Source organism: Phytohabitans flavus, assembly GCF_011764545.1.
GTDB lineage: Bacteria > Actinomycetota > Actinomycetes > Mycobacteriales > Micromonosporaceae > Phytohabitans > Phytohabitans flavus.
This window is the reverse complement of sequence record NZ_AP022870.1, coordinates 1,229,408-1,252,782: the sequence shown is the minus strand read 5'-3', so window position 1 is coordinate 1,252,782 and position 23,375 is coordinate 1,229,408. Positions and strand designations below refer to the sequence as shown.

At 69.1% G+C, this 23,375-nt stretch carries 15 protein-coding genes and 1 pseudogene; 5 read left to right on the top strand and 11 right to left on the bottom strand.

Annotated elements, in window-relative coordinates; translation table 11 throughout:
• Positions 1 to 158: 158 nt before the first annotated feature.
• A pseudogene (locus tag Pflav_RS47855) lies at positions 159 to 755 on the top strand (NTF2-like N-terminal transpeptidase domain-containing protein); the annotation flags it as partial.
• Positions 756 to 834: 79 nt separating this feature from the next.
• Positions 835 to 2,076, top strand: a complete 1,242-nt coding sequence (locus tag Pflav_RS05305) for a penicillin-binding transpeptidase domain-containing protein (RefSeq protein WP_332107733.1) — start codon at positions 835 to 837, stop codon at positions 2,074 to 2,076.
• Between the two features lie 43 nt (positions 2,077 to 2,119).
• Here the strand turns inward: Pflav_RS05305 and Pflav_RS05300 are convergent, their stop codons facing one another.
• Positions 2,120 to 4,018 (bottom strand): AfsR/SARP family transcriptional regulator, encoded by a 1,899-nt coding sequence (locus Pflav_RS05300; RefSeq protein ID WP_173034194.1) that lies wholly within the window; start codon positions 4,016 to 4,018, stop codon positions 2,120 to 2,122.
• Between the two features lie 98 nt (positions 4,019 to 4,116).
• Between Pflav_RS05300 and Pflav_RS05295 the strand changes: the two genes are divergently transcribed.
• Positions 4,117 to 4,998 carry an AAA family ATPase gene (locus Pflav_RS05295; protein ID WP_173034192.1) on the top strand — a complete coding sequence of 294 codons (882 nt, stop codon included), beginning with the start codon at positions 4,117 to 4,119 and terminating at the stop codon, positions 4,996 to 4,998.
• Positions 4,932 to 6,821: a helix-turn-helix transcriptional regulator gene (locus Pflav_RS05290; protein WP_173034190.1), complete on the top strand. Its 1,890-nt coding sequence runs from the start codon at positions 4,932 to 4,934 to the stop codon at positions 6,819 to 6,821. The genes Pflav_RS05295 and Pflav_RS05290 overlap by 67 nt, the downstream gene beginning before the upstream one ends.
• Positions 6,822 to 6,877: 56 nt before the next feature.
• Here the strand turns inward: Pflav_RS05290 and Pflav_RS05285 are convergent, their stop codons facing one another.
• Positions 6,878 to 7,669 carry an alpha/beta fold hydrolase gene (locus Pflav_RS05285; RefSeq protein WP_173034189.1) on the bottom strand — a complete coding sequence of 264 codons (792 nt, stop codon included), beginning with the start codon at positions 7,667 to 7,669 and terminating at the stop codon, positions 6,878 to 6,880.
• Positions 7,666 to 8,394 carry an alpha/beta fold hydrolase gene (locus Pflav_RS05280; RefSeq protein ID WP_173034187.1) on the bottom strand — a complete coding sequence of 243 codons (729 nt, stop codon included), beginning with the start codon at positions 8,392 to 8,394 and terminating at the stop codon, positions 7,666 to 7,668. Before Pflav_RS05280 ends, Pflav_RS05285 begins: the two co-directional genes overlap by 4 nt.
• A gap of 261 nt (positions 8,395 to 8,655) precedes the next feature.
• Between Pflav_RS05280 and Pflav_RS05275 the strand changes: the two genes are divergently transcribed.
• Entirely contained in the window at positions 8,656 to 9,327 is a 672-nt protein-coding gene (locus Pflav_RS05275; protein WP_173034185.1) for a TetR/AcrR family transcriptional regulator, read from the top strand.
• On the opposite strand, the gene Pflav_RS05270 is transcribed toward Pflav_RS05275, so the two are convergent.
• The 8 genes from Pflav_RS05270 to Pflav_RS05235 all read right to left on the bottom strand — a co-directional run bounded on the left by Pflav_RS05270 (position 9,218) and on the right by Pflav_RS05235 (position 23,266).
• Entirely contained in the window at positions 9,218 to 9,700 is a 483-nt protein-coding gene (locus Pflav_RS05270; RefSeq protein ID WP_173034183.1) for a DUF6924 domain-containing protein, read from the bottom strand. The two genes, Pflav_RS05275 and Pflav_RS05270, sit on opposite strands and share 110 nt — an antisense overlap.
• Positions 9,701 to 9,729: 29 nt before the next feature.
• Positions 9,730 to 9,900: a hypothetical protein gene (locus Pflav_RS05265; RefSeq protein ID WP_173034181.1), complete on the bottom strand. Its 171-nt coding sequence runs from the start codon at positions 9,898 to 9,900 to the stop codon at positions 9,730 to 9,732.
• An 84-nt stretch (positions 9,901 to 9,984) separates the two neighbouring features.
• Positions 9,985 to 10,791: a hypothetical protein gene (locus Pflav_RS05260; RefSeq protein ID WP_173034179.1), complete on the bottom strand. Its 807-nt coding sequence runs from the start codon at positions 10,789 to 10,791 to the stop codon at positions 9,985 to 9,987.
• Between the two features lie 80 nt (positions 10,792 to 10,871).
• Positions 10,872 to 11,414 carry a sigma-70 family RNA polymerase sigma factor gene (locus Pflav_RS05255; protein WP_173034177.1) on the bottom strand — a complete coding sequence of 181 codons (543 nt, stop codon included), beginning with the start codon at positions 11,412 to 11,414 and terminating at the stop codon, positions 10,872 to 10,874.
• Positions 11,415 to 11,485: 71 nt separating this feature from the next.
• Entirely contained in the window at positions 11,486 to 13,663 is a 2,178-nt protein-coding gene (locus Pflav_RS05250; protein ID WP_232071000.1) for an AAA family ATPase, read from the bottom strand.
• Complete coding sequence (locus Pflav_RS05245; RefSeq protein WP_173034175.1) at positions 13,615 to 14,757, bottom strand: right-handed parallel beta-helix repeat-containing protein; 1,143 nt, start codon at positions 14,755 to 14,757, stop codon at positions 13,615 to 13,617. Before Pflav_RS05245 ends, Pflav_RS05250 begins: the two co-directional genes overlap by 49 nt.
• Positions 14,758 to 14,855: 98 nt before the next feature.
• On the bottom strand, positions 14,856 to 17,810 hold the full coding sequence (locus tag Pflav_RS05240) for a hypothetical protein (RefSeq protein WP_173034173.1): 2,955 nt from the start codon (positions 17,808 to 17,810) through the stop codon (positions 14,856 to 14,858).
• Between the two features lie 11 nt (positions 17,811 to 17,821).
• A complete protein-coding gene (locus Pflav_RS05235; RefSeq protein WP_173034172.1) occupies positions 17,822 to 23,266 on the bottom strand; it encodes a hypothetical protein in 5,445 nt (1,814 codons plus the stop codon).
• Between the last annotated feature and the right edge of the window lie 109 nt (positions 23,267 to 23,375).

Below are 23,375 nucleotides of genomic sequence, written 5' to 3'. Positions count from 1 at the left end.
CCGTCTCTGGCCGGCCTTAGACGGGCTGGCTGGCCGGCCAGAAACGGGGCCGTCCGGCGCGCCGCCTCGGGACCCGAGGTTTCGCCGGCGCCGGTTGAGCCGGATCCCCTGGGAATGCGTTGTGGGGGTGTCCACGAAGCAGGCAGGAGCTCTGTTCGATGTCTGGCCGGAAAAGCCGTCCAATGCGTGTCCGGGCCGCCGTAGCGGGTGTGGCGCTGGCGTCCGGGATGCTCACCGCCTGCAGCGGCGGTAGCGGTGCCGAGGATGCCGCCGACGCCTTTCTCGGCGGGTGGCGCAGCGGGCAGCTGGATACGCTCACCTTCGTCGACCCGACTGGCCGGTCGATACCGGCCGCCGAGGTGGCGAAGCAGATCAAGAGCCTCTCCGGCGAGCTCGGCAAGACACCACCCGCGCTGGACCGCGACGGCGGCGCCGCCGTGAACGCGGGCGTGGCGACAACCAAGGTGAAGGTCGACTGGACGCTGCCCGGCGGCGCCCACTGGAAGTACGACACGTCGGTGCGGCTGCGCGAGCGCGACGGCGGCTGGGACGTTATCTGGGAACCCAGCGCGGTGCACAAGGACCTGGGCGCCGGAGACGCCCTGGCGGTACGGCGGAAAGAGGCGCCCCGTGGAAACATCCTCGACTCGGCCGGCGAACCGATCGTCCGCTCCCGTCCGGTGGTCAACATCCAGCTTGAGCCCGGCGAGGTCACCGATGCCGGTACGACGGTCCAGCAGCTGGGCGACGCGTTCGCCTCGATCGACACCAACGTCGACCTCTCCGACCTGCCGAATCAGCTGGCGCAGGGCCAAGCCCGGCACCGCCGTCGAGGTGGTCACCTTGCGGCGCGAGGCGTACGAGCAGATCGAGTCCCAGATCGTCAACCTGCCCGGCCTCAGCGCGGTCGAGTCCAACCTGGACCTCGCGCCGACCCGGGAGTTCGCCCGCGCGCTGCTCGGCTCCGTCTCGGCGGTGACCAAAGAGGACATCGACAAGAACCCCGGCAAGTACACGGCGGATGACCGCATCGGGCACGGCGGGCTGCAGGGCGCATTCGACGACCGGCTCCGCGGCAAACCCGGCCAGGCGGTGGTCGTCAGCCGCGGCGGCGAGGCCGGGAAGCCCGTCGAGGTCTTCCGCACCGACCCCGCCCCGGGTGAGTCGATCCGTACAACGCTCGACCAGCGCGTGCAAAACGCGGCCGACGCGGCCCTGCGCGGCATTCCCACGGTCAGCGCCCTGGTCGCCGTCCGGCTCAGCGACGGCGCTGTGGTGGCGGCCGCCAACGGGCCGGACGGCGGGTCGTTCAACGCCGCGTTCGAGGCGAAGGTACCGCCGGGCTCCACCTTCAAGATGGTCTCCGCCCTCGGCGTGCTCGACCGCGGCGAGGTCCGTGCCGACTCCATTGTGGACTGCCCGGCACGGTTCGCGGCCGGTGGTCGGGAATTCCGCAACTCCAAGGGATTCTCGCTCGGTGCCGTCCCGTTCCATGTCGACTTCGCCGAGTCCTGCAACACCGCCTTCGCCGCGCTGGCTCCCCAGCTCGGCCCGGACGGGCTGGCGCAGGCCGGTCGCAGCATCGGCCTGGAGGCGGACTTCGGCCTCGGCCTCGACGCCTTCTCGGGGAAGATTTCCACAGGCGGCTCCGAGGCCGAGCGGGCGGCCGCCGCATTCGGCCAGGGCACCACGGTGGTCAGCCCGCTGGCGATGGCCTCCGCGACCGCCGCGGTGGCCTCGGGGCAATGGCGGCAGCCTACGCTCGTCGTGGAGCCCGCACCGGCAAAGCCGGCCGTCACCGGCCCGCAGCTAAGGCCCGACTCGGTGCGGCCGCTGCGCGAGATGATGCGCGAGGTGGTTACCGACGGCACCGCCACCGCCCTGCAGGACGTGCCCGGCGGCCCGGTGTCCGGCAAGACCGGCACCGCCGAGTTCGACAATAACCCGCAGAACGCGCACGCGTGGTGGATCGGCTGGCAGGGCGACCTCGCGTTCGCGGTCTTCGTCGAGAAGGGCGGCCAGAGCAGCACCGGCTCGGTGCCGGTCGCGGAGCGGTTCCTGCGCGCCCTTCGGTGAATGAGTCGCAGCAGCGGCGGGACCGCATCCTGCCGCTGCTGCCTCAGGCGGTGGGAACGCCGATCCTGCCGGCGAGCCCCGCACTCCTCGGGATCTCCCTGCGGTCAAGCTCGGCGGCGTACTCGCGGACCAGTTCGGAGATGCGGTAGCTGCCCGGACGGGTCTCGGCGACAAGGTGCTGCCGGGCGAGCTCGCCGAGCCGTAGCCCCGCTTCCCGGGTGGACGTGCCAGTGAGGCGGGCCGCGTCCGGCGCGGTCACCTCCGGCTCGGGGTGCAGCGGCAGGAGGCGGAACAGCCGGGCTGTCGCCGCGTCGAGCTGGTAGTACGACCAGTTGAAGGACTTGCACAGGCCGCCGCGGAGCACGTCCAGTATCGACGCCTTTGCGCGCAGCTCGGCGGCGACCCCGGCGAGCGAGTCGCGCGGGTCGGCCAGCAACCGCGCGGCCGTCGCGGCGAGCGCAAGCGGCAATCCCGCGCTGTGGCTCAGGATCAGCTCGACCGCCATCGGGCACGCGGACACCCGGGCCGCGCCGACGAGCCCGGCCAGCGCGCGACGGGCGTCCTCAATGGACAGCGCATCGAGCGTGCGCAGGTAGGCGCCGTTGGCGGCGACGAGGTCGTCCAGGCTCCGCCGGCTCGTCACGATCGCCAGGCAGCCCGGCCCACCCGGCAGCAGATCCCACACCTGCTGTGCGTCCCGCGCGTTGTCCAGCACCGCAAGCACCCGCCGGCGGGCCAGCAGGCTCCGGTACAGGCCAGCCCGCGCGTCCACGCTGGCCGGTATCTGCCCCGTGGGGACACCCATAGCCCGCAGGAACCCGAACAGCGCCGCGCCGGGACTCACCTGGTCCCCGGGGCCGAAGCCGCGCAGATCGACGTAGAGCTGCCCATCCGGAAACCGGTCGGCGACCAGGTGTGCCCAGTGCACCGCGAGCGCGGTCTTGCCGGCGCCTGGCATGCCGTCGATGGCGACCAGCGCCGCAGTGCCCGGTTGGGCGCTGTCCAGCGCGCGCCGCAGCCCGGCCAGTTCGCTCTCCCGGCCAGCGAAGCCGGGCGGGTCGGCGGGAAGCTGCGCGGGCCGGGACGGTGCGTACCACTCGTCCGGCCCGGCCGTGGCCTCCCGCACCTCGCGCGCCGGGTGCTGGTCCTGCCGAAGCACCCGCAGGTAGGCGTCCCGCAGATCCGGACCGGGTGCGCTGCCCAGCGCCTCCTTGAGCCGGACCCGGGTGTCCTCGTAGACGCGCAGCGCCTCGGCCTGCTGGCCCACCGCGCACAGTAGCGTCACCAGCCGCGCCTGCAGCCGCTCGTGCAGCGGGTCGACCGCAGCCGCGCCCCGCACCCCCGCCAGCACCTCCTGCGGGCGGCGGGCGGCCAGCGCGGCGTCCGCCGCCCCCAGCGCGACGGCGGACCGCTCCCGGTCGATTGCGGCGAAGTAGCGCCGCCCCGCCGACACCGCGACGCCGGCGCCGCACGGCCCTCGCCACAGCGCGAGGGCCTCGGCATAGTCGGCGGTGGCGGCGGCGGTATCGCCGACCTCCACCGCCTTGCGGGCGCGGCGGACCAGGTCGCGGAAGCGCGGCAGGTCACTGACCTCGGCGTCCACCTTGAGCCGGTACGCGGCGCCGTCGCGGACCAGCCATCTGCCGCTGGCCCGTGGCGGCAGGTCGGGTTCGAGCAGCCGCCGCAGCGCCCCGATGTACCGGTGCACCACGTTTGTCGCGCTGGACGGCGGATCGGCCCCCCACAGCGCCTCGGTGAACTCCTCGATGCTCACCGCCCCGCCGGCGCGCACCAGCAGCAGTGCCAGCATCGCGCGCTGCTGGGGCGGCCCGAGGTCGAGCGCGACCGTCCCGCGCACGGCGCTGATCGGCCCCAGTACGCCTAGCCGAAGACCGTCCGTCGCATTCACCTCCATCACCAGTCCCCGTACGAGGTCCAGCACGCGCGCAGCCTAGTCGCCACCACCCCTTGTGCGCAGCAACGGCCGCATGCGCGGTTGACCTCGTAAAGTGGCGAGGTGACAGGGCGTTGGTGGGGCAGGTGAGTGTGTCCGGTGCGCTGGCCGTTCGCGGCCGCGGCAGCGAGCTGGATCTCGTCCTGCGGACCCTGCGCCGGAGCCGTGAGTCTGGGGCGGCCCTTGTCGTCGTCCGCGGCGAGCCCGGCATCGGCAAGACGACGCTGCTGGCCGAGGCCGTGACGCAGGCTACCCGCCTCGGGTACACCGTGGGCCAGGCGGCCGCACACGACGGTGACCGCATCGCGCCGCTGGCCTCGCTCGGCCCGGCCCTGCGCACCGGCACCGACCCACTGGTCACCTCGGCCGAGTTCCTGGATCTCGCCCCGGTCATCGAGCAGCCGCTGTGGCTCGCCGAGCACCTCGCCACTCTGCTGACCCGCCGTTCCAAGCGGGATCCGCTGCTCGTGGTGCTCGACGACCTGCACTGGGCGGATCCGCTCTCCATATTCATGCTGCGGATCGTCCCGGCGCGGCTGGCGGCGGCGCCGGTGGTCTGGCTCGTGGCCACCCGCGACATCCCCGGCGGGCCGGCGGAGCTTGTCGCCGCCTCGGCCGCCGGCCTGCCGGTCCACCACCTGGAGCTGCACCCGCTGCCGGAGGAGGCGCTGCAGGCGATCGCCGCCGACCGGCTCGGCGAGCCAGCCACACCCCCGCTGGCGCGGGCGCTGCGGCAGACCGGGGGCAACCCGTTCCTGGCCGTACAGCTTGTCGACGGGCTCCTCGCGCCGGGCGCCGCCCAGGACGCCGGGAGGCTGTACCGCCCGGGCTTGTCGGCGGCGTCCGGCAGCGCCTGGCCACGCTCTCCGCCGGCTCCGCCGCGCTCGTACGCACTGGCGCGGTGCTCGGCGCCCGCTTCGCGCTGGACGACGCCGCCTGGCTGCTCCACGAGCCGGTACCCGCGCTGACCGAGGCACTGGCCGAGGCGATCCGGGCCGGCCTGCTCGTCGACGACGGCTCCTTCATCGTGTTCCGGCACGAGCTGCTGCGGCGCGCGGTGTACGAGGACGTACCACCCTCCGCCCGCCGAGCCACCCACCGCACCATCGCCGACCACCTGGTGCGCACCGGGCGCGGCGCGGCCGAGGCGGCCCCGCACGTCCTGGCGACCGCCACCCCGGGCGACGCGGCTGCCGCCGCGGTGTTGCGCCGCGCCGCACACGACCTGCTCGACACGATGTCGGTGACCTCGGTGCAGCTGATCCGGCAGGCGTTCGCGCTGCTTCCCGAGGACCATCCGGAACGGGCGGCCGTCGGTCAGGAGGTCGTGTCGGTGCTGCTGCACGCCCACCGGAGGGAGGAGGCGGCCGCGCTCGCCGACCAGCTTCTCGACGCCAGCCCGCCGCCCGACACCGCCGCCGCTCTCCACCTGTCCCTGGCGCCCGGCCTCTGGTCCACCGGCCGGTTCGGTGAGCTCGCCGACCGGGCCCGGGACGAGCGGGCCGCCGGCGCCTCGCCCGCACTGCGTGCCCGCCTGCGGGCGTACGCGTCGTTCCTGGCCCCCGGCGCCGAGATCGCCGAAAACGGTGATCCAGCCGCGACGGCCGCCGCGCGGGCCGCTGAGGCATCTCGCGCCGAGCGGGGCGGGTACTACCGCGCGGCTCTCGGGCACTACCACGCCGCCGAGGAGGCCGCCGCGCGGGCGGCCGGCACCACCGGCGCGCTCCCCGTCGTACCGCTGCGGCTGCGCCGGCTCGTCGTGCGCGGGCATCTCGACCAGATCGCGGCGGCGCGCGGCGAGCTGCCGGACGGTCCCACCGGCGGCGGGGTGGGCGCCGACTCCTGGCAGGCGCCGGAGCTGGCGTGGGTGCGGGCGCACCTCGAGCTTGGCGCCGGGCAGCTCGATGCCGCGACCGCCGCGGCCACCGCCGCCCTCCGGGCGATGGACGAGCTGCACGACCACACCTTGGAGGCCCGGGCCCGCACCGTGCTCGCCCAGGTCGCACTCCTGCGCGGCGACCTGCCCGGCGCCCACGTGCAGCTGGCGAACGTCGAGCGGCGCGGCGATCCAGCCGCCCTGCTGCGGGCGCTTGTCGCGGACGCGGAGGGCAAGCCGGCCGGACCCGCCACGGTCGAGCTTGCCGCATACGCGGATGCGGTGTGGCGCGACGAGATCCTTGTCCACCTGGCCTGTGCGGCCGCCCGTACCGGCGACGAGGCCACCCTGCGTGCCGCCGCTGAAGCGCTGGCCGACCTCGCCTCCCGCAACGACGGCGTGGCAAGCCTCGCTGGCGCCGCAGCGCTCGCCGAGGGTCTGGTCACCGGCGACCTCGCGCCGGCCGTGGTCCTGCTCGGCCAGGCGCCGCGGGCGCTGCTGGCCGCGCGGGTGGACGAGGAGGCCGGCCGGCTGGCGCTGGCCTCGGGCGACCGGGACAGCGGCGTCCCCGCGCTGCGGCGCGCCGAGCAGGCATACACCGTTCACGGTGCACCCGCCTTCGCCGGCCGGGTCCGCGGCCTGTTGCGCGCCGCGGGGGTTCGCGCGCGGCGGCAGCCGGCGGCGCCGCGCCCGCAGACCGGCTGGGCCGCGCTCACCGCGACCGAGCGCCGCGTCGCCCGGCTGGTCGCCGACGGGCACACCAACAAGTCCGCCGCGGCCGAGCTGTTCCTCTCCCCCAGCACGGTCAACTCGCACCTGCGGGCGGTCTTCCAGAAGCTCGGCGTCAACTCGCGGGTCCAGCTGGCCAATGTCGTCCTCCGTACCCTCGAAGGGTCTGATCGGGCCGAGTCGTAAAACGGGATGGCGGCCCGCGCGGATCACGCGCGGGCCGCCGGCGGCCGGGAGGGTGACTACCCGGCCGCCCGCTCGATGAGCTCGACAACCTTCCGCGGCTGGGCGACCGGCAGGTTGTGCGCGCCGCGCACCTCGACGGTGGTGGCACCGGCCCGCTTGGCCATGAACCGCTCCGCGGCCGGCGGGATCGCCTTGTCCTCGGTCGCGACGAGCGCGTACTCGCGGACGTTGGCCGGCACCGTCTTGGTGGCCAGGTCGCCGAAGGCCGCCGCGTTGATGGGGCGCTGGGCCGCGGCGGCGACCGAGACGTCCTGCGACGTACCGGCGGCGAAGAGCTTCCGGTAGCTGTCCGGCCGCACGTAGATGTCGGTGCCGCCGGGGTACTCGCGGGTGAAGGTGGTGTCCGGACCGATCAGCGAGCCGGGGAACTGCCCGTTGAGCTGCCCGGCGCTCTCACCGGCGCGGGGGATGAAGGCCGCGACGTACACCAGGGCGCGCACGTCGGGGTCGCTGGCGCCGACCTCGCTGATCAGCATGCCGCCGTACGAGTGACCGGCAAGTACCACCGGCCCCTCGATGCTGTCGAGGACGCTGGCCAGGTACTGCGAGTCGGTCTGCACACCGCGCAGCGGGATCGCCGGCGCGATGACCTGGTACCCGTCCCGCTGCAGCCGGTCGATGACGGCACTCCACGACGAGCCGTCGTTGAACGCGCCGTGGACCAGCACGATGGTCGGCTTGGGACGGTGGGACGGGCGTTCGCTGGCGATCGCGACACCGCCGGTCGCCAGTGCGGCCGCGGCCGCGCTAGCGACGGCCGCCGCGACCCAACGCTTACGAATCTTCACTTCTCCTCCAGCTGCTTGATCGCATTGATGATCAGGTTGGCCACCACCGCCGGCTGGGAGCCGGCGACGGAGTGTGAGGCGGGCACATTGACGGTGCTCGAGCCGCTGCGCTCGGCCATGGCCCGCTGGGCGTCGGGGTGGATCGCCTCGTCCTGCTCCGCCACGAGGTACCAGCTGGGGGTGCTGGTCCAAGCGGCCTTGCCGGCCGGCGTGCCGAACGCCTTGGCGAGGATCGGCCGCTGGCTGACGGCCTGGACGTCGGTGACCTCGGCGGGGAGGTCAGCGGCGAAGATCTTGCGGAACTTGTCGGTCGCGAGGTACAGCTCCACCTCGTCGGCGCCCTCCGGCGTCGTGAAGTGCTGGTCGACCAGCGCCGTGCCCAGCTCGTTGGCCGGGAACTGGCCCAGGTAGCCGAGCGGAGTCTCGTTCTCCTCCAGCGCGAACGCCGCGACGTACACAAGGCCGGTGACCTTGTCGCTGCGGGTGGCCGCCTCGGTGATCACGATGCCGCCGTAGGAGTGGCCGACCAGCAGCACCGGGCCGTCGATCGAGCCGATGTAGTCGGCGAGGTGCGCGCCGTCCACCTGGCCGGTGCGCAACCCGTTCGGGAACGCCCGCGCCGTGATGCCGTTGCGCCGCAGCTCGCTGATCACCCCGGACCAGCTCGACGTGTCCGCGAACGCCCCGTGTACCAGTACCACCGTCGGCTTGCCGTTGCCGCTCATCGTCGAGAGCCCTTCTCGTTGTGGTTGCTCACGGCGTCAATGCAACCGCCGCGGTGGGTGCCCGCGGATCGTGCGAACAACGGGAAAGTGCCGCGCTGACCCGCGGCGCGGCCGGTTCTGACCGGCCCCGGCATCACGTGAACGTAGGAGGCGCGGAGGGCTCGTCGTGACGGCGCTCACACGAGGCGATCAGCGCAGCGGAGATAGCGGCGCTATAGGTACCACCACTTCGGCAGCCGGCAAGGTCTGGTCGACGCCGTCGTGCGGTACGGCTTCACACAGTACGTCTCGCCGAGCGGGTCACCCGAGGAGTCCGCGGATCCGATCGCCGACCTGCGCGCCGGCTGGGACCGGCACGTCGAGTTCAGGCTGGCCCATCCGAGCTTCTACGCGCTGCTCTACGGCGACGTCCAGCCCGGCAAGCCGTGTGCGGTCACGGCGCCGGCGATGGAGATGCTGACCCGCCTGCTGAAAAGGGCGGCCGGGCACCGGCTGCTCAGCGTCCCGCCAGCCGATGCCGCCGCGCAGATCTACGCCGCCAACGTTGGCGTGACGCTGAGTCTCATCACCCAGCCGGAGGGCGAGCGGGATGTGGGCCTGGCCGAGCGGGTACGCGAGGCGGCGATCTCTGCGGTGCTGGCCGCACCCCGCGGTGGGCGCGGGACGGCGGCCAGGCCAACGTCACGGCGGGCGGCGGCCATCACGCTCGCCGCCGCCCTCGACCGCGACCCGGACGGGCTCACCCCCGGCGAGCTGGCGATCCTGCGCGAGCTGCTGACCCGCCTGGGCGGGAGTCGGGCCGGGCGGTTCGCCCGGCTTGGCTTCAGAAGCCGCGGAAGACGCCGTCCGCCCCGACGCTGTCGGCGAAGTCCTCCCAGTCCATGTTGGCCAACGACAGGTTGTTCTCTACTGACCACATCGCATCGGGGATGACGCGGAAGGTCTCGCCGTACCGCGAATCCTGCTCGCCGTGGATTTCGTCATCGTCGCCGTCATCGGCGTCGTCGTCATCGTCCTCCGACCAGTTATTGAGGTTGACCACCAGGACCGGGTGCTCCGGGTTGGTCAGCGTCTCGGTGTCGACGATGAAGGCGAACCCGCCCATTTTCCCCGCCTCGATCTCCAGCAGGCGCGCAGCGGTCAGCCCCTCGTACTTCCGGTTCTCGACGAACTGGACGTACGCGAGGAACTCGTCGTCCTCCGGTGCCTCGATCGCCGCCCGGACCGCCTCCCACTCGGCCTGGTGTACGAAATCGGCGCGGAACACCAGCGCAGAATCCGATTCCGGATCGAAATCGTCACTCATCTAACCCTCCACATTGTACAGTCGCCGAACTATCCGGCTGCTTCTCGTGATTCGTAGACACGTCCCGCGCCATCCAGGCCCGGGGCCATGTCCGCGTCGACAGGCTCCGCGCTGACGACCGCCCTCGGCACCGGGGCGCGCAGCCGTACCAGGACCCGCTCCAGCCGGCTGGCCTGCACCGACCAGGTGATCTCGCGCATCAGCACCCGCAGCGGCAGCTCGCCCTCCGGCTCGTGCCGCCGGCGACGGCGGTGAGGCGCTCGAGTTCGGCGGCGTCCACACCGTCAGGCCCGCTCCGCAGCAGCCTGTTGACTGCGGCCGCTCGTGGCGGGCGGTGTTTCGGGGGATGGCGGTGCCGGCGCTCTCGGCTCCTCCCGGGCGGCGGCCGGAGCAGGCGGGCGAGGCGGTGCCGCCTCGGCCCTCGGCGCGGCAGGTGCCCGCAGTGCCGCCGCGACCGCCGAGGCCGCGGCGGGCGCGGGGCCCGCCGCCGGTATCGCGGGGTCCGCGGGCAAGACCATCGTGCGCTGGCCCAGGCCTGGCCGCGCCGGAACGTCGTACGCGACCACGGGGTTCGCGGGCAAGACCATCGTGCGCTGGTCCAGCTCTGGCAGCGCCGGAACGTCGTACACGCTCGTGGGGCCCCGGCGTGGCGCGATGGCCGGCAGGTGCGTCCACGCCGGCTCGTAGCCCGTCGAGCCGTCCGGCCCGTACCGCACCCAGGCGGGCGTGCCGGTACCGCCCGGGACGAGTGGGCCGATCGGCGCGAGTATCTCAATGCCGATGCGCCGTGCCAGCAAGGAGACCGACGACAACAGGGTGCCCGGCCGGTCCGGGTCGCTCAGTGCCACAAGCCGCAGTGCCGTGGCGGCGACCTTCAGATGCTCGGCGAGGATCTCGGGCAGGACGGAGTAGATGCCGTCGAGCCGGCTGACGGTGGGTGTGAACAGCACCGCCGGCCGCTCGGTCTCCACCGGCAATCCGTTCGCCAGGAGCGTGTAGGGCTCAGGATCGTCGTCGGTGGTGCGTACCAGCAGCACGTGCGCCACCACCTCGGCGACGACGGCCGAGCCGACGAGCGTCTCCGCCACCATGGGTCTTCCTCCCTCTACCGCCGCGTGGGTGCCCGACGCCCACACAACGGCCGGAGACCCAGCTGTGGTTCAACAGCGGCTCAGTCCGCCTCGACCGCGGCGGCGAGTGCCTGCATCGCATAGTAGGTACGGGATTTGACGGTCCCCGCCGGAATGCCCAGCCTCTCAGCGAGCTCCCGCGGCGTACGGTCGTGGAAGAACAGCTCCACCAGGATCTCCCGATGCGCCGGCGACAGTCGCGCCAGGGCCGCCCGGACCGTGTACACCGCGGTCACCTGTTCCGCCGGATCCTCGCCGGACGCGAAAGCCCGCAGGTCCGGCACGCCGACCTCCGCGGGACGGATACGGCTGGCCCGGCCGGCGTCGATGGTGACGTGCCGTGCCACCGTGAACAGCCAGGCCCGCAGCAAGCCCGGCTCGTCCGGGAGGTCGTCGACGTGCCGCCATGCACGCAGGAAGGTCTCCTGCAGCAGGTCTTTGGCGCGCTCGACATCGCCCAGGTTCCGCTTGGTCAGGAAGCGAAGCAGTGATTCGCCATGGGCCTCATAGATAGCGCGCAGCCGGCCCTCGGACGAGGTCGCGGCAAGGCTCGCAGGGGTGTCCCGCAGCGGGAGCGCCAACATGGCGTACACGGTCGCCTCGGGACGTGAGAGATTAGCTCGTCATTCGATATACGAGCAGCTCATCCGCCCTCTCAAAGGCGTGTCGCGGCAAGTGGAATGTCTTCGATGAGGAGTGCGCGCAGGTCGTCCACAGTGGGCGCCGTAGCGGTGCGCAGCCGGCCGGCCTGCCGGGTGACGACCTCGTCGAGCACCTGACGCGCGTAGCGGCCGTTGCCGAACGTGCGATCGCGCGGCGCGGCCTCGAAGAGGGCCCGGAGCGCCACAAGCGTGTCACCCCGGCACTCGTAGCCGGCCTGGCGCGCCAGCCCTTCGAAGATGGCAACAAGCTCGTCGGCGGCGTAGTTGGCGAAATGGATGCGGCGGGTGAAACGGGACTGCAGGCCCGCGTTCGCCGCCAGAAACGCCGCCATCTCTTCCTCGTAGCCGGCGGCGATCACCACGACTTCGTCGCGGTGATCCTCCATCAGCTTGACCAACGTGTCGATCGCCTCCCGCCCAAAGTCCTGCCGAGCGTCCGGCGGAGCCAGCGTGTAAGCCTCGTCGATGAAGAGCACGCCGCCCCGGGCCCGCTCGAACGCCTCCTTCGTGCGCTGCGCGGTGTGTCCGATGTACTCCCCCACCAGATCCGGGCGGGCCACCTCGACAAGCTGCCCGCGCGGCAGCGCGCCAAGCGCGGCGAGAAGCTGCCCGTACAGCCGGGCGACCGTGGTCTTGCCCGTGCCGGGCGGTCCGGAGAAGACCAGGTGCCGGGAGACCGACGGGGCGGGCAGCCCGGCCCGCAACCGGGCGCGTACGTTCTCCAGCAGGTCGATCAGCTCCGAGACCTCCCGCTTCACCTCGGACAGGCCGATCATCCCGTGCAGCTTCGCCAGCAGCCGGTCCACTTCGCCGTTCCGGGCCGCCTCCTCCGCGCCGCCGTCCGCCGGAGCGCCGAGGTCCTCGGGCAGCAGCTGGGCCAGCTCCACACCGGACGAGGTCGCCGACTGGGCCAGCCGGAACGCCTGTCGCCCGATCATCTCTTCGAATACCTGGCGGGCCACCCGCGCGTTGCCGAACGAGGCCGTGCGCGGCATCCCGTCGAATAGCTCGCCCAGCGCGGCGCGGGTGTCGTACTCCAGCGCGTAGTGATGCTTGCGGCACAACGACTCGACGATCGTGACCAGCTCCGGCGTGGAGTAGCTCTCGAACTCGATCGTCTTGGCGAACCGCGACGACAACCCGGGGTTGGACTCCAGGAAGGCGCGCATCTGCGGCGAGTACCCGGCGACGATGACCACGACCGCGTCGCGGTGGTCCTCCATCAGCTTGACCAGCGTGTCGATCGCCTCTCGCCCGAAGTCGTGCCCACCACCGCCCGCGCCGCCGTCCACAGGGGACAGCGTGTACGCCTCGTCGATGAAGAGCACACCGCCGATCGCCGAGGTGAACTTCTCCGTCGTCTTCACGGCGGTGCCACCGATGTGTTCGGCGACGAGGTCGGCCCGGGACGCCTCGACGAGCTGCCCGCCCGGCAGTACTCCCAGCCCGGCGAGGATACGGCCGTAGAGGCGCGCGACGGTGGTTTTACCGGTGCCGGGTGCGCCCGCGAAGACCATGTGCCGCGACATCGGCGGTACCGGCAGGCCCGCCTCCGCACGACGCTGGCTCACCCGGTGCAGACCGACGAGCGTCGCCACCTCCCGCTTCACCCCGGCCAGTCCGACAAGCCCTTCGAGTTCAGACAGCAGCGAGCCGACCGGGTCCGTGCCGTCCCCTCCCCCGCCTACCACGGACACCGCCGCGCCTTCCGGTACGACGGAGGCGGCCTGGATGGTAGGGATCAGAGCGTTGACGGCGAAGTCCTCGGCCTTCTGCACGCCCGTAAGCTTGGGCGGTTTGAAGCCGCCGCCGGATGTGGTGTTGCCCGTGTGGGAAACACCCCGGTCCGACTCGACGGCCAGACCTTCGGCGGAGTTGATGAACTCGCATCCTTCGACGCGGCCGGTCGAGCCGGCTCCGAAACGGACGGCGGCGCCACTCGCGTCTGCCACACGGGTACGGAGAAGCTCCAACTTGCCGCCCCGCACGACAACACCGTCGTTCATGGCCAATGCGATGTCGGATCCGGTAACGGTGGCGCTGCCCGCGGCCTCGACGACGAGGGCGTTGACACCGCCACGGATGTGGGAGTTCTGCGCGGAGAGTCGGCCACCCTCGACCGCTATCGCGGCCTGCCCGCCGCCCTCGGCGCGGAAGTCCGACAGCGACACGGTCCCCCGGTGACCCGTACAGCCACCTCGGTCGTGCCGGCCACCACCATTTGCTCCGTCTGGACCGTGGCGGAATCCTGGACCGCCATCCCGTCGGTGCCGCCGTGAACGCTGGTGCCCTGCAGCGTGCCGCGGGCCTCGCCGGAGAAAAGCAGGCTCGTCTGGCCCGCCTGGGCCGTGAAGCTGCCGCCCTTCGTGGTGATGGCTACGCGCTCGGTGGCGGAGAGTCCGCCCCAGCCTGCTTCGCTGACACTGCAGCGGGTCACCGTGACCTGCGCGGCACCGGTCAGGTGCAGCCCAAAGCCGGCGGCGGACTCGATCGTGCAGTCACGCAGTACCGGCGCGGCGTCGCCCGCCACGGCGACGCCGTGACCGCCGGTCGCCCGGATCACACACTCCTGGAACAAGGGCCGCCCGCCAGCGACCGCCGCTCCCGCCCCGGTGGTATCCCGGATCGTCGTCTTGCGCAGCTCCACCGCCCCGGCCGCCTCGACCACGACGCCAGGCCCGTCGACCGGACCGATCTCGCATCGGTCGAACCGCCCGCCAGGCGCGCTGGAGAGCACACCCGGCCCGCGGATGTCGGTGAAGGTACAGCCCTGGAACGCCGGACGAGCCTCCCCGGTGATGATCACCGCACCGCGTCCCGTGCCGTCCACGGTCGTGCCCTGGACGTGGCCGGTGGCATCCCCCTCGAAAAGGAAAGCGGCGCCGTCCGGGCTGCCGACCCGGCAGCCCCGCATTCGCAGCTCACCGCCGCGGGCATGGATCGCCACGATGCCGCGCGCCGTGACCTCGCCCTCGATGATCTCCAGCACGCCGCCTGAGACCTGTACCACCGGGAAGCTCTCCCCGCCCCCGATGAGCACGACGCCGCGCAGCGTCACATGGCCGCCACCGACAAAGGCGGCCACCTCGTCGCCACCGTCCACAGTGACCGTTCCGCGGCCGTCCTCGGCGACCAGCGTCACGCCGTCCGGAAGCCGCAGCCGCTCGTGGTACGTCCCAGGCTGGATAACCACGGTGCCGCCCTTCCCGGCCTCCATCAACGCCGCCGAGATGCTCGGATAGCAACCGGGCTCCGTCCTGGACACCGACAACACCTGGCTCATTTCCCACCCTCCACGAAGTCCGCTGCCGCCCCCCACAACGACCGTGTGTGGTGGGCAGTTCAACGCGAAGGTGAATGCGTCTACTCGGGCTCCGGTCGCGCGGGAGTAGGTGTCGGTACGCGATAGGTGCGCGGGCCCGGCGCTGTGCCCGCGGTGTCCGCGGTGGATCCCCAGGGCGCGTAAGGGACTGGGGCGTCGGGAGCGGTCCCGCTGGATCCGCGGTCCTTGCCCGCTGTCGAAGAGGATTCGAAGGTGGTGGCGGGCTGGTCGACGAGCTCGGCCAGGCCAACCGCCCGTAGCTCGTCCTCGGCCTGCCTCACGGCGTCCCTCAGTGCCTGCAGCTCGGCCTCCTTCCTGGCCTGCTGCTTGGCCCGCTTGGCGTTGCCCTTGCCCTTTGCCACGGCCGGGGCGGCCGCCTCGGCCGCTCGCAACTTCTCCCGCGCGTCACGGTAGCGCAGCAGCGCCTGCCCCACACGATCCAACCGGCCCGCGTTGTGGCGCTCGGGCTGCGCCGGAGAACTTTGCCCGTCGGCCCTGGCCAACTCCTCCCGCCGCGCCCACCGCTCCCGCGCCTGCACGAACTGCGGATCAAGACTCACAAAGCTGATGTCCAGCGGCCCATCGGTGAAACCTTCACCGGTACCCAACCACTCGTAGCGGTTGCCGCTTCGGTTGTCGCTAACGCCGTAAACCAGGATGTCCACCCGCCCATCCGGCGCCAGCACATAAACAAACGTCACCCCTTCGCTACCGCTGTCCAAATGCGCGTGCAAAGCCACAAACAACTTCTTGGCGCGTTCCCGAGCACCGACACCCTGAGCCGCCCGGTCCAGAACCTCCTTCCGCGTGCCCTGCGAAAACCACTCAGGACCAAGGCCGTTTCCGAACAGGATCCGCCCGCTCATCTCCCAGGTATCAGGCCTCTCCCAATTTATCCGCGCGAACCGCTGCCTCCGCCGCTCCGCCTCCGCCGCCTGCTCTCCGCGCCACGCCACCACTGCCCGTTCCCACGAAACCTTTGCCTGCTCCTGCATGACAGCGGACCAAACGTCTGGAATCTGCAGGTCCCGACGATTGATCAGATCCTCGTACGCCGGCCAGAAGTCGCGCCGTTCCGCGTCGGACGGCGTAAAGCCGAAAGCAGACACGGAGTCCGGAACCTCAACCCACTCCGCCGCGATGTCCGGCCGCGCCCCGAACAGCACCAACAAATGCGGCTGCTCCACCACCGCCGCGACCACATCTCGCCGGCCAGGAGCCGCCAGCAGCTCCCTCAGCTCCTCCGAACCCGCCAGATCCCGCAGCCACCACTCCAGCGCCGAGCTACCCGCCGCCGACTCGACGCGGACGGCAGAAACATCGACCGGCGTATCCCGCCGCGCCGGAACCGCCGCGACGCCCCGCGGTCTGCTGGACACCGCCGCGACCCGGGCTGGCGCCGGGAGGGCCTGTCCCAGTGCTGTCCGCAACGAATCCCGGTCGATCCGCCTGCCTTCCTGCCCCACACGGCTGACCGCATCTACCAAAAGCTCGGAATTACTCTGATACCAGCCCCACACCTGAGCGTCGGTCAAAAACAGCGTCGCGAAATCCTGAGACCGATCGAGCAAAGCGACCAGGTACGGCTTCCGCAACACATCACGCCACGACTCCGCCGTGTGCCAGCTACCCACCACAGGGCCGTGGCGACCCGGAGCGCGATCGCTCCCCGGATCTGCGGTAGTCCGCGACAACACCTCCAGCAGCGCCGGCCGACGCAGCAGCTGCCTGAGCTCGGCCGACCCCAACGCCTCCGCCAGCGCCCGGTTCGACAACACCGCTCGCCATGCCCGGTCAGAGAGAAGCGACAGGATCTTCCGGTTACGCCGCAGCACCGGCACGAGGAACGGACGCTCCAATACCAAGCCCAGGTCTTCGTCCTTACTCAGGAACGATACAAGCCCAGGCCACCCCCGCATGGCCTGCAACAGCTCGTCCCCGGCGGATGACTTCAGTGCCTCGAGCACCCTGGGCTGCTCCCGCACCAACCCACGAACGCCCTCACTCTCCAGCAAGGCATCGGCCAGCCCATCCACCTCGGCCATCGCTGGCACCACCGAAGGGACCGCTACCGCCAAACGCAACACATCCAACGTCGCGAAGACGTTACGCACCTGCTCCGGATAACGCCTCAACGACGTCAACAAATCATCAGCAAAGACGGCCTCGAACCCGACGGACTCCAACCCGTACGGGAGCGCGGCCAACACTTCGGCCAGACCAGGCTGCCAGGCGAGCTGTCTGATACGTCGAGGATTCGCCGCGAAGAACCGCATCGCCGACAGACTGCCGACCACCACTTTGACCACATTTTCATTCCTGTTTGGAGAACCAGGCGTGGCGTAGAATTCCAGAAGCCTTGCCAGCCCTTCCGAAGCAAACTTGACCTTGGCATCTCCCTCCGGGGGCAGCAACAAGTCAGCCGCCGCCTCACCATCACGCATCAACGCATCCGAGATCGACCGGCTTCCTTGCACCAAGATCTCTACGACGGGATCCGACTGTATCTTGACCACGAATCTCGTGAAGCTTTGTACCAGCGTGAACCAGACTGGATTTTGCCTGGCCAGCTCAGCCACGTCGGCGTGAGAGAGGTTGAACCTCATTTGACTGAAACTCACATAGTCCGCGCGCATCTCTGGACGGTCTCTCATCCAGCGGAAGACGTGCGGCAACTCATTCAGCGTCCCGGAGACGAGATCGGCGTCCGGGCCGTTGAACAGGGCCTGGAGTCTCTTGTCCGCGGCAAAGAGATCGGCAAGATCCGGGGCTCGTAGCAGTCCGTACGCCAAACCGGGCTTCGCCTCGACCAGGCTGGTCAGGTCGCCATCTTCTCGAACTACCTCACGCGCCCGCCGAAGGTCCGCGGGCGCCGTGTGGGCGCCTGCGAAGGTCAGGATTTCATCGAGTAGTCCGCTAGCGTAGGATTCATCGTCGACCCAGAGATACTCGACAAGCTTGGGGTCGAGGCTGACCCGGACACCGTCCTTCAGCAAGACGGGACTCCCTAAATCGGGGAGGGCCTTCCATATCTGATCGGCTCTGCTCCCGACCTCGTCTCGCGCCGCGCCACCCTCCGATGCCTGGGCGTCCGACCGCGCTCCGAATACCTCTGACCACGACTCGGGAAACGGCCGACTCGCGATCTCTGGCAACAATCTGGGATCTGTGCCATAGCCGCGACAAAAGCAGAATCCCGCGCCATGTACTCGAATAACGTCGGCCCCTCCAGCAGCCTGACCCAATGCGCGACAGTCAGCCGCTCATCTGGCCGATCCACGAACAGCCGGGTCGCTTCGTGATGCTTTGCCAGAGCTCGCATTCCGCCGAACAAGCTCGCAAGGCGGACCCTCCCAAGCCCGTGTATCTGGCGGAACGAGCGGCTCACTGAAGACAACCGGAGCAGAAAGCCATCATGCGCGGTCAGGACGTCCACGAATTCCGGCAGCTCCTTGAGGTGACGAGACACATCGCCGGCGGATGTCAGGATTGACTCGTCGTGCCGAAGGAGGCGAAGGACGTGACCGCTCTCCAGGATCTGCGTCCCGCTGACCGGCACACGAGCCACCAGATCTCGCAACGCGCCGCTCCAACGCAGAGCATCTCGAGCGTCTGGATTCTTCATCGATATCGAGGCGATACTCTTTGCCGTCTCGTCGTAGCGAGACCCGCCCAACTCCTGCGGGACCAGAGCTGTGGTTAAAGTGATGCTCCGAAGTGCGGTGGGAACGAGGCCCGACTCGGGCAGCCTCTGCCACACCTCCGGCTCCCAGCGAGCCTTGTCCAGGAGACTCAGAAGAAGCCGTGACGGGCTACCGCTTTTGGGATTCAGTAGGTGCAGGTACTCGTGGGGATAGGTCAACAGCTTAGGATGCTCGGTCAAGGTCGCGACGAGCGCCTGGATCGCCGGGTCCTTCGCGTTGGCAGCTTCCTTGAACGCTTCTCTGGCTCGCCTGTGCTGCTCCTTCGTCCGGTCGTTGCTCAGTAGCGCCAAGCGGAACGTTTCGTTCTTCCGCAGCGCCTCCATCAAGGGACCAGGGCCCTTCGGCTCCTGTGGCGGGCGTGGTGCGATCGCCGCGTGGAAAGCGGCCGGCAGCTCCGCGTCAGGGATCCCGTCAAACCGCTCGGGATCGAGCGACAAGACGTCCACAACCGACGGATTCTTGGTTGCCTCACGGAAAAGACCGATGTCACGCGTCAGGCGCTGGCTCAGGTCAGGACTCACCGCGAGGACGTCCACCAAGGCGCGGCTGTTTTCCAACAGCAGAACCCAGTCGACAATCCTCGCGCTATCCCGAACGACAGCGTCGAGCATTCCAGGAACATTGGCCACAGCCCAGGTCAACACCACCGAACGCTGCAGCTCATCCAGAACCCACAGGTGGTCAAACAGCGCCCTAAACTGATCATGGCCCCACTGTGGTCCCGTCAAATACCTCCCCCACGCGGCGTTGTAGAGGTTCTCCAGCAGACCCGTACTGCCGGCCAACTTTCGCAAAATCGACTCGACATCACCGTCGAATGACCGGAGCGCATCTGAAAACGCGGGTATCCCGCGGAACAAATTCAGCAGCGCCCCCTCCCTGAAGTCCAGCATGATGGGCCAATGAGGACCGAGATCCCTCATCGCCTTAAAGACGTACGGTGTGTGATCGGCCAGGAACTCCCGGTCGCCCTCGATTCGCTCAAGCACCTCGGTCCCGTACGGGCTGTCCACGAGGTCCACCAGCAACCCCATGTTGCCCGCATAACTCGTGGTGGCTGTTCGGAACACGTTTGGCCAGTGCGAGACGAGTTGGCTGACCGGCTCAGGGACGGACGCAAATAGCGCGGCCAGCTGTGGTGCGCGTTCGAGCGCTTGAAGGACGAGCTGAAACCGTTCCTGGGACAGGCTCGTCAAAGGCATCAGCTGTTGCGTCGCGAATTCGAGGGCCCGCGCGGGCGTCCACGTCGGCTGAACTTCCAAGTACAGATCTTGGATCGCGGCGATTGTGTCTGCGGGGAAAAGGTTGGTCACGGGCGCCGACTCCGCGTCCGCCGACTGGCCCGCGGCCGCCGTGGCCACTGGCCCCCCGCTGACCATCATCCCCGGACTGGAAGTCGACGAGGCAAGCAGCAAGCCGGCCAGCCGGTTGCGGGTCAGCACCGGCCCTTCGCTGATCAGCTTGCCCGGCTGCGCACCACTCAGGACAATCTGGCGCAACAGGCTTTCGTCGTCCACCAACAGGCGCACCGTCCCACGCAGCGCCTCAGGCAATCGCCCGACCATCTCGCCCGCTACAAGCCTCGCCGGAGAGAATCCGACAAGGCGGTCGTCCCCATCATTTTGCGTCTCCACCAACACAAGCTGGCCGTTGTCAGAACGTCGATGCACCAAAACCATATGCATCGGCCGGTTCGGCGGCTCCACCCACACGGGAGTCGCCGCACCCGGACGCAAACCGCTGAGCCCGTCGAACAGATCAGTCGGCAGGTACCGCCCTCTATATCGCTCGGCCAGTCTGTCCCGAGTTGACACCCCCTCCTCCAGCGGCGCCGACGCCGACGCACCCAACCGTTGCAACACCTCGACGACGCGGCCCACACAATCTGGCGAGGACCCATCCCACGGTTGCAACGTCGTCATCGCATTCTTCAGCCGAACCGTGTCTATTGGGTCCTCGCGCCCCAGCGGCGGCTGCAGCGCTTGGCCGATCGATAGTTTCTTCTGCTCGGTGGTCGCGGTGGCCGGGCTCGCGGGGACAGAGCGGATCGCCCACACGGTTGCCGGCGGTGCCTCCAGCAGGTCGTCGAACTTTTTATGTGTGTCGGCGCTCGAGCCGGCCTTGTCGGCAAACGAGACGCGCTTCTCGGGAAGAGAACCGACCTCTGTAGGAGCAACAATGTCCGCGGGAGAGACAATGTCAGTCGGAGAAAGGAGCTTATCGGAGGGAGAACCAATATCGATAGGAGAAGCAATATCAGTGGGCGAGCCGAGAACGGTAGTCCTGGGTGGGGTGACAAGCATTTCGGTGACGCTCGCCGGGATCATCGCCAGTAGGCCCTGTTCGGACTCTGTCACCAGCAGATGTTCCGGTACCGAATCAGCCTTCCCAATCGGCCGCATCCAAGTAATCAAAGCGAAGTCGAAGTAGTAGAGGTCGAACTGCCCCTTCCGCAAACGGTTGTGTTCGACGTAGTCACCGGCCGACTCCGCGTTCGCCATTTTGCCCTCGACGCCGGACTCATACCCGAAGCCACCCAGCGGCCGCTCATCATGTCCGTCCGCCTTGCCGAACTGCAGCTGGGCGTTCACGAGTCTTGTGCGGCTCTTCTCCGTCTTATGCTCGTGCTCGATGCTTTCCTCGGGAAAGGCGAGCGCTTCGATCGGTCCCCGAGTTAGCCATCTGGCCCGGCCAAGTACAAGCCGGCTGACGAACTCCTTGCCGGAGAGGGCGGGCACGACGTAGCCCTCACCCAGCAAAGCGGCGATGTTGGTTACGACGCTCTGCCAGTTGAACCCGGCGCCGAGCACCTGGCCTGGGGTGGTGGTCGTCTCGTAGGCAGCGACTGTCGGCGGCGGATCGGTCGGCCGGTTGGGCATGATCCCCATCGCCAGGCTGGGCAACCATTTGGTGTGCTCGGCGAGCGAGCTCACGTCATAGACCTGGATGTACTCGACCAGCTCATTGCCAAACCTGATGCGCCGGTTCAGGTTTGGCTCGTTGACCCAGCGCTTGCCGAACTCGGTGGCGAGTGCGGCGCTGACCTCCGTGGCGGCGGGCACCGACCCGGTCAGCCTGGATGTGTAGGTCTTTTCCACCCCATTTCCTAATGCCTCCATGGCAGCGTCCGCGGCTGCCGTGCCGGGCTTCGCTGGCGCCTTGGTAAGAAAATCATTCACTTGGAGGCGCAAATGGGCCGCGCCCTTGAGGTCGGCAAACTTCTTGGGGAAGATACTGGGCCAGGCAGCGAGCAACTTGTCGTTAGTCACGGAGTTCACCGCCGACGTGAGGCTATTCAGCCAACTCGCGACCGAAGCAATGGGCTCGGGCGAATCATTCCGGCCAGCAAAGGTGATCTTGAAGGTCAGCGCCACGTCGAACTCGCTCGTTCCATCTGCGATTGCGGCCGCACGACGGATATCCCGTTTCGTCTCGATCTCGACGTGCTCCTCGGCGGACGTCGACTCCACTCCCGCGTCGAAACGCCCGATGATCAGGGCGTGCTCGTCCATTCGCTTTCGAAAGTGCAGATCTCCTGAGAGCTTCTGCTGAACCGCGCTCTGCTCGGCCGAATGCACTTGGGCCAGTCCTTGCCCGCCGACCGTAACTCGGGTCCCAGGCCAATTCCCCTGATGCGACCCGAAGGACTCTTGTTCGAGCGTCACGGTCACGCCGATCCACCGCCGCAGCCCCGGTGCCTTACGGCTTATTGGCAAGAGCAGTGACACGCCCTCGTGTCGAAGAACGCGGTGGTGGGCCGCCAGCTTGTCCGCGGCAAAGGCCGCCCTGACCGCGCTCTGTATTTCTGGCAGCTCGGTGTCGACGCCCATGTCTTTGAGCCCTTGGTTTACGACTTTCAGCACGTCTGAGTCGTACAGCGTTATGTGCGAGATGACGAGGGCGGCTCGCTTGTTGATCGGCTTTCGCGGTGAGAGGTCCAGCTTCGGTTCCGCCGACGGAGGAATCGGCAGCGCTAGTCGCATGGATCGCGGCACGGACGCGGAGGTCTGCATCCCTGCGGGAATCCACACCCCCACCTGCCTCTTCGTATTCGTTGACTTGTTGACGTAGGTGATCAGATAGACGGCATCCATGACATGGTTCGCGCCGACACCACTCTCGGTGAAGAGAGTCATTGCGAATCCGCCACCGAGCACGCTCCGCTGCAAGCCGTGCGCCCCGAGGTATGAGTATCCGGCGGCCACCGAGAAATGGTCACTCGAATGGACGTCGTCCGCACTCTTGCCGTGCGCTCCGAAATGTGCGAGAAGGCCGAGGCCGAGGAAGGTATTGAGGTATTTTTCACGCCCCTTCGCCGCGTTGTATCGCCGGTTCGCCTCGCGGTAGTGTTCGTGCTTTACGTCCCTTGAAGTGAGATTCTCCAAAGTCGCCCCGAAGGCTAGCAACTTGATCTCCAGCGATTCGCTGGAGCTCATCTTCGCGAACGGGCCGGGCACGTAGTAGCCGTCCGAGCTTGCCATAGCGGCTGCCACCGAGTGTAGATACTCCGGCGTAAAAATCTCCGCCGTCTTGTCAGTGGCGAAATGTCGCGCCCCCGCCTCGTAGCCTCGGGAGATCATCTGCTCGTGCTGCCTATCGTTGGCACGATGGAAAGCGCGCAGGTACCAGGGGGCAGTTTCGGTGTAGCTGCCGTTATGGCGGAGAAGGTTTTCCACGACGGCGGCTACGTGCCCTAGGCCGCTGAGCCATACGCTGACGCCGGGGATGCCTTTCTCGAAGGCTTTCATCCGCTTACCGCCAGAAGTAGCGGCGATCCATCTTTCTATCCTTTCCGCATCGATAGGGCCCCAGTTGTCGGACAGCACGGCGACGTGGCGAACGGGGGCGGCGGTGAAA